The 6,723-nt window shown below is 38.5% G+C and carries 7 protein-coding genes; all 7 read left to right on the top strand.

All coding sequences use genetic code 11. From position 1 onward, the window contains the following. The first annotated feature begins 302 nt into the window (after positions 1-302). Positions 303-977 (top strand): (d)CMP kinase, encoded by a 675-nt coding sequence (gene cmk, locus FG383_RS20505; protein WP_142609513.1) that lies wholly within the window; start codon positions 303-305, stop codon positions 975-977. Between the two features lies 1 nt (position 978). Beyond that, positions 979-1,566 carry a lysophospholipid acyltransferase family protein gene (locus FG383_RS20500; RefSeq protein ID WP_142609511.1) on the top strand — a complete coding sequence of 196 codons (588 nt, stop codon included), beginning with the start codon at positions 979-981 and terminating at the stop codon, positions 1,564-1,566. Positions 1,567-1,659: 93 nt separating this feature from the next. Beyond that, positions 1,660-2,808 (top strand): 30S ribosomal protein S1, encoded by a 1,149-nt coding sequence (gene rpsA / locus FG383_RS20495; RefSeq protein ID WP_142609509.1) that lies wholly within the window; start codon positions 1,660-1,662, stop codon positions 2,806-2,808. 109 nt (positions 2,809-2,917) lie between these two features. Continuing rightward, positions 2,918-4,228, top strand: coding sequence for a ribosome biogenesis GTPase Der (gene der / locus FG383_RS20490; protein WP_142609507.1), 1,311 nt, complete (start codon positions 2,918-2,920; stop codon positions 4,226-4,228). Between the two features lie 22 nt (positions 4,229-4,250). Continuing rightward, a complete protein-coding gene (locus tag FG383_RS20485; RefSeq protein WP_142609505.1) occupies positions 4,251-5,270 on the top strand; it encodes an NAD(P)H-dependent glycerol-3-phosphate dehydrogenase in 1,020 nt (339 codons plus the stop codon). A gap of 84 nt (positions 5,271-5,354) precedes the next feature. Next, positions 5,355-5,570 carry a DUF2768 domain-containing protein gene (locus tag FG383_RS20480; protein ID WP_246097079.1) on the top strand — a complete coding sequence of 72 codons (216 nt, stop codon included), beginning with the start codon at positions 5,355-5,357 and terminating at the stop codon, positions 5,568-5,570. Positions 5,571-5,583: 13 nt separating this feature from the next. After that, positions 5,584-6,300 (top strand): LptM family lipoprotein, encoded by a 717-nt coding sequence (locus FG383_RS20475; RefSeq protein WP_142609503.1) that lies wholly within the window; start codon positions 5,584-5,586, stop codon positions 6,298-6,300. Positions 6,301-6,723: the final 423 nt, after the last annotated feature.

Below are 6,723 nucleotides of genomic sequence, written 5' to 3'. Positions count from 1 at the left end.
ATAATGAGACTTCTCAGGCGTCCGCCTAAGCGGCGGTGAAGGCTCATCGCTTACCCGGTGGAAAGCGTACGACTGCAATGAAAATCCTAGCGGTCACCTAATAGCTCTTTTACCACGCAGTATCCCTATTATGTGCGTCAATCGTTCCCAATTGATAAATCGCACCAGAGACAGGCGTTTTAGCACTTTTGTTCCTTAATACCAACCTAGCTGTAGCGGCCTTGCCCATTAGGACAGACATAGGCGCTTACGCTTTTCAAGTTATATGTTAAAATAGATTCGAATAGAGTGGAGGCAAAATCATGACAAAAAGAATTCAAGTAGCAATCGATGGACCGGCAGCTGCCGGAAAAAGTACAATAGCTAAAAAAACAGCAGAATTATTAGGGTATACATATGTAGATACAGGTGCAATGTATCGCGCAATTACGTATAAAGCAATTCGCTTAAACATAGATTTGCAAGACGGGGAAAAATTAACGAAACTATTACACGACACTACAATTGATTTAAAACCTTCTCCGAAAGGACAACTTGTATTTTTAGACGATGTAGAAGTAACCGAAGAAATTCGCTCCACAGAAGTAACCAGTTCCGTATCAGCTGTCTCTGCTCATGCAGATTTGCGGGAAGAAATGGTTAAAAGACAAGTGAAAATGGGGAAAGACGGCGGAATCGTCATGGACGGTAGAGATATTGGAACACATGTATTAACGAACGCCGAACTGAAAATTTTCATGTCAGCTAGTGTGGAAGAGCGAGCAAACAGAAGATATTTGGACAACCAAAAAAGAGGTATTCATACAAGTTTAGAAGAATTAATAGAAGAGATAGCCCTTCGAGACAAACTGGACAGCGAGCGAGAAGCATCGCCGTTAACGCAAGCAGCAGATGCGATCTATATTGATACAACTTCTCTTTCTATTGAAGAAGTATCGGAACAAATTATGCAGCTCGCAAAAGAAAGGATGGTGTAATATGAATCTTTATTCCTTTGCAAAAACTGTTGTTTATGGCATTCTAAAACCAATTTACAGATTTGAAGTTATTGGAGCTGATAAATTTCCAAAAGAGGGAGGCATTTTATTATGTAGTAATCATATCGATAATTTAGATCCTCCCGTTGTTGGAATAAATGCTCCAAGACCAGTAAATTTTATGGCAAAAGAAGAATTGTTCAACCTGCCGCTATTAAAAAGTATATTACCTGGAGTACGTGCATTTCCTGTAAAAAGAGGAATGAGCGACCGAGATGCTCTCCGCCGTGCTATTAAACTATTAAAAGACGGAGAAGTAGTTGGTCTTTTCCCAGAAGGCACGAGAAGTAAAGATGGACAACTAGGGAAAGGATTCAGCGGAGCTGGCTTTTTTGCTTTAAGAGGAGAGGCAAATGTCGTTCCATGTGCCATAGTCGGTCCGTATAAACCTTTTAGACGTCTAAAAGTAGTGTACGGGGATGCGATTGATATGCAACCATATCGCGAAAGAAAAGCATCCGCTGAGGAAGTGACAGAAGTTATAATGGCTCATATTGCGGAATTATTGGAACAATATAAAACGAAATAATTAGACTTTTTCCATTTCAAAAGTGCTTCTTTTTGTATTTCTGTGCTAGTTCGCATAAAATAGATAAGAGACGTTGTGAAGGAGGAATATCATATGTCAGAAGAAATGAACTTGAATTTAAATGACACACATGAGTTTAAAGAGGGAGATCTAGTAAAAGCAACGATTGCACAGGTAGATGAAAAGTCAGCAATCGTAACAATCGAAGGTGCACCTTTTGATGGCATCGTTCCTATAAGTGAACTATCTAGCTTGCATATTGAAAAAGCATCCGACGCCGTTTCCATCGGTGATGAACTGGAACTTATGATTACAAAAGTGGAAGAAGCTAATTTCGTTTTATCCAAACGAAAAGTAGATGCTGAGAAAGCTTGGGATCAGCTTGAAAAGCAATTCCAATCAGGAGAAATTATTGAAACAGAAGTAAAAGAAGTAGTAAAAGGCGGATTAGTAGTCGATTTAGGTGTGCGTGGATTTATCCCCGCATCTTTAATAGAAGACCATTTCGTCGAATCATTTGAAGATTATAAAGGGAAAGTGTTAACCTTCAAAATTGTAGAATTAGAAAAAGATAAAAATCGCTTAATCCTTTCCCATAAAGCAGTAGTGGAAGATGAAAAATCAGTTAATAAACAAAAAACATTAGATTCTATCCAGTCAGGAGACGTATTAGATGGTACGGTTCAACGGCTTGCATCTTTTGGAGCGTTCGTAGATATCGGCGGAGTAGACGGGCTTGTGCATATTTCACAAGTTTCATACGAGCACTTAGATAATGTTGCAGACGTTCTAAAAGAAGGGCAACAAGTGAAAGTAAAAGTATTGTCGATCGACCGTGATGCGGAAAGAATTTCATTGTCTATTAAAGATACATTGCCTGGACCGTGGGATGAAATTGAAGAAAAAGCTCCAAAAGGTTCTATTTTAACAGGTAAAGTAAAACGACTTGTTTCCTACGGGGCATTTGTAGAAGTGTTCCGAGGGGTAGAAGGGCTTGTTCATATTTCGCAAATCGCCCACAAACATATTAACACACCACAAGAAGTGTTAAAAGAAGGCGAAGAAGTACAAGTAAAAGTGTTAGAAGTAAATAGTAGAGAAAAAAGACTGTCCTTAAGTATCAAAGAGTTAGTCGAAAACGAAGAAGCGTTCAATTTAGCAGACTATCAGTTACCTGAAGAATCTAGAGGCTTCTCCATTAGCGACGTACTAGGAGACAAGCTTAAGGACTTTACGAAATAACCCCAGTCTTAAAGAGCCACAAAGCAGGTGACTTCGACAAAGAAGTCGCCTGCTTTTGTGTTTTTGTTGTATAATACAACTTAGACGAAGTTGGAAGGATGAATAAGTAATGACAAAACCAGTAGTAGCAATCGTTGGTAGGCCAAATGTCGGCAAATCGACTATATTTAATCGAATCGTAGGAGAACGTGTATCTATCGTGGAGGATATACCAGGTATTACACGTGATCGTATATATAGTTCTGCCGATTGGTTGACACATGAGTTTAATATTATTGATACAGGTGGTATTGAACTAAGCGATGAACCTTTTTTAGAACAGATTAAACAACAAGCTGAAATCGCAATGGATGAAGCAGATGTGATTATTTTCTTAACAAATGGACGGGAAGGAATTACATCAGCAGACGAGTATGTTGCAAAAATTTTGTATAAAACGAAAAAACCAATCGTTTTGGCCGTGAACAAAATCGATAATCCAGATATGCGTGAAATGATTTATGATTTCTATTCATTAGGAATGGGCGAACCATTTCCTATTTCAGGATCGCACGGATTAGGGCTTGGTGATTTACTAGACGAAGTAGCGAAAAACTTCCCTGATTTAGAAGATCAGGAATACGGAGAAGAAGTAATCAAATTCTCATTAATCGGAAGACCGAATGTTGGGAAATCATCATTGATTAATACATTTTTAGGACAAGAACGAGTTATCGTTAGTGATATTGCTGGAACGACCCGCGATGCAATTGATACCGAATATTCGTTTGACGGGCAAGATTATGTGATGATTGATACAGCTGGAATGCGGAAAAAAGGGAAAGTATACGAAACGACAGAGAAATACAGTGTGCTTCGTGCTTTAAAGGCAATCGAACGTTCCGACGTTGTTTTAGTCGTGTTAAACGCAGAAGAAGGTATCCAAGAGCAAGATAAAAAAATTGCCGGGTACGCGCATGAAGGTGGAAAAGCAGTTATCATCGTAATGAATAAATGGGATGCAATCGAAAAAGACGAAAAAACCATGAATGAAATGACGAAAAAAATTCGCGAGCATTTCCAATTTTTGGACTACGCACCGATTGTTTTTGTTTCAGCAATAACAAAGCAACGTGTTCATAGTATACTTCCTGTTATTAACAGAGTGAGTGAAAACCATGCGCTTCGTGTACAATCTTCTATCTTAAATGAAGTAATTGAAGATTCTGTAGCACGTAATCCGGCTCCAACTGATAAAGGAAAAAGATTACGTATTTACTATGCGACACAAGTTGCGATCAAACCGCCAACTTTTGTTGTATTTGTAAACGAACCAGAATTAATGCATTTCTCATATGAGCGATTTTTAGAAAACCGTATTCGTGAATCCTTTGATTTTGAAGGGACTCCAATACGCATTATTACTCGCGCAAGAACTTGATTGTTAAAGGGGCGTATTATTAATGGAGAAAGTGACAGTACTTGGTGCCGGTAGTTGGGGAACAGCGCTCGCAATGGTGCTTTCAAATAATAATAATGATTGTCTTTTGTGGTCACATCGCGAAGACCAAGCGCAAGAAATAAACGACCATCATACAAATAAAAAGTATTTACCAAATACTTCATTACCAATCAATTTGAAAGCTACAAGTCATTTTGAGCAAGCGATTCAACATGCATCTATAATTGTGATCGCAGTACCAACAAAAGCGATACGTGAAGTTTGTCATGATATGAAGCCGTTTTTAATGGAGAAAAAACTATTTGTGCATGTTTCGAAAGGAATTGAACCCGATTCGTTAAAACGCATTTCAGAAATGCTAGAAGAAGAACTTCCTGCTAATTTTGTAGATGCAATTGTTGTGTTATCTGGTCCAAGTCATGCAGAGGAAGTAGTTTTACAACATCCTACTACAGTTACTGTAGCAAGTGAAAAAATGGAAGCAGCAGTAAAAATGCAAGATTTGTTTATGAACAATTACTTCCGAGTCTACACGAATGATGATGTAGTAGGTGTAGAAATAGGAGCGGCTCTAAAAAATGTTATTGCTTTAGCAGCTGGAATCGTAGATGGGCTAGGATATGGTGATAATGCAAAGGCAGCTCTTATTACACGAGGTCTAGCTGAAATCACTAGACTGGGTATCAGCTTAGGAGCAGATGCTTCTACGTTTTCAGGGTTAACTGGAATGGGCGATTTGATCGTAACATGTACAAGTGTCCATTCTAGAAACTGGAGAGCTGGTAATATGCTCGGTAAAGGTGCAACCCTACAAACTGTACTAGATGAGATGGGAATGGTCGTAGAAGGCGTACGAACGACGAAAGCAGCTTATCAGCTTGCGAAAAAGCAACAGGTAGATATGCCAATCACTGAAGCATTGCATTCCGTATTATTTGAAGGTACTCATCCGAAAGAAGCGGTCGATATTTTGATGCATCGCACGAAAAAGCATGAATTGGATGATTATAAATCGTTCTAAAATTGTCACAAAGAAAAGAGTTGTTTGATAGCAACTCTTTTTCGAAGTGATATAATGTGAAGTTGTAGAAAGGTGGGGAAGTATGTGTTACCTGTATTGTTAGTGTCATCAATGGACAAAATGTGGATTTCATTTGGCTCCATGGGTTGTATGTTTTTAGCAATGCTATTTATGTTTTTTGTGAAAACAAAATTTAAAAATGCTTTCTTGAAATTTATTTTTGGTTTAATCGCATACATACTGTTATTTATAGGCTTCATCACGATGATTTACATTATTTTTAATCCAACAAAAGCTTAGTAAGGAGATTCGCATGAAAAAGTTACGTTTACTAGCAATTCTTACTATCGGCATTCTATTATTAGCCGGATGTGGTTATAAAAGTGGATATGAGCCAGAGAATTTATTGCCATACGAAGATCAATTAAATGCTGTCCAAAATGCTGTAAATAGCTTTAGAGAAGACTCAGGTGGGTTACTGCCGATTAAAACACGTGATATGGAAACGGACCAATACATCAAATATCCGATTGATTTTAAAAAAGTAGTCCCTGCATATATGGGAAAAGTACCAGCTAACTCTTATGAAGCAGGTGGAATTTATCAATATGTGATTATGGACGTAGAGGAAAATCCGACTGTTAAACTGGTAGATTTACGGCTTGCTGATACTATTCGTGATATTAACTATCGAAAAGGGATCAATGGATATGGACCAGTTGCGGAAATCATTGCAGAAGGTGTATATAAGCTAGATTACAAGAAGATGGGATACAAAAGTGAGTTATCCGTACAAAGCCCATATTCCGACACGCAGTTACCTTTAGTTGCGACTGGAGACGGGAAAGTGTATGTGGACTATTCCATCGAATTGAATCGTCTTCTTCAGGATAATGAGAGTGAAGTAAAACCGGGAGACGACATTCGTTTTTTACTGACCGATAATTTTGCAATTGTTCCGGCTTACTCGCTTCCATATACGGTAGATGAAAACAACGAACCTATATTTATGATTAATCCTGCAAAATAACCGTTTCTTACAAGTCAATTACATCAAGAAGAGACTTAGACTTGTATGTTTCGGTCCGCTTTGGACGAAATGATCGCTACACCAATATCTTATAAAAAATATTTAAGGAGGTGACTTTGTCACCTCCTTAAATATTTTTTTTTAGATAATTCTGTGACGCTTTATAGAGATACTGTGTCGTAAAAGTCCTATTAGGCGACCGCTATGATTTTCGCTGCAGGGCGGACGCTTTCCGCCGGGTGAGCGATGAGCCATCCTCGCCACTTAGGCATCGTAGGGATGTCTCATTTGCTCACTCATCCGGCAGGAGTCGTCGCCTACAGCGAAAATCAACGGAAATTGCTTGCTTATTCAATATCAACTCACTAAAAACAAAATTTCTTCCGTTTTTCAACTGTGTGAATCCAATAAATGGCTTAGGGC

The sequence above is a fragment of the Psychrobacillus soli genome (assembly GCF_006861775.1).
In the GTDB taxonomy this organism is placed as follows: Bacteria; Bacillota; Bacilli; order Bacillales_A; family Planococcaceae; genus Psychrobacillus; species Psychrobacillus soli.
This window is presented reverse-complemented; position numbering and strand designations above follow the sequence as displayed.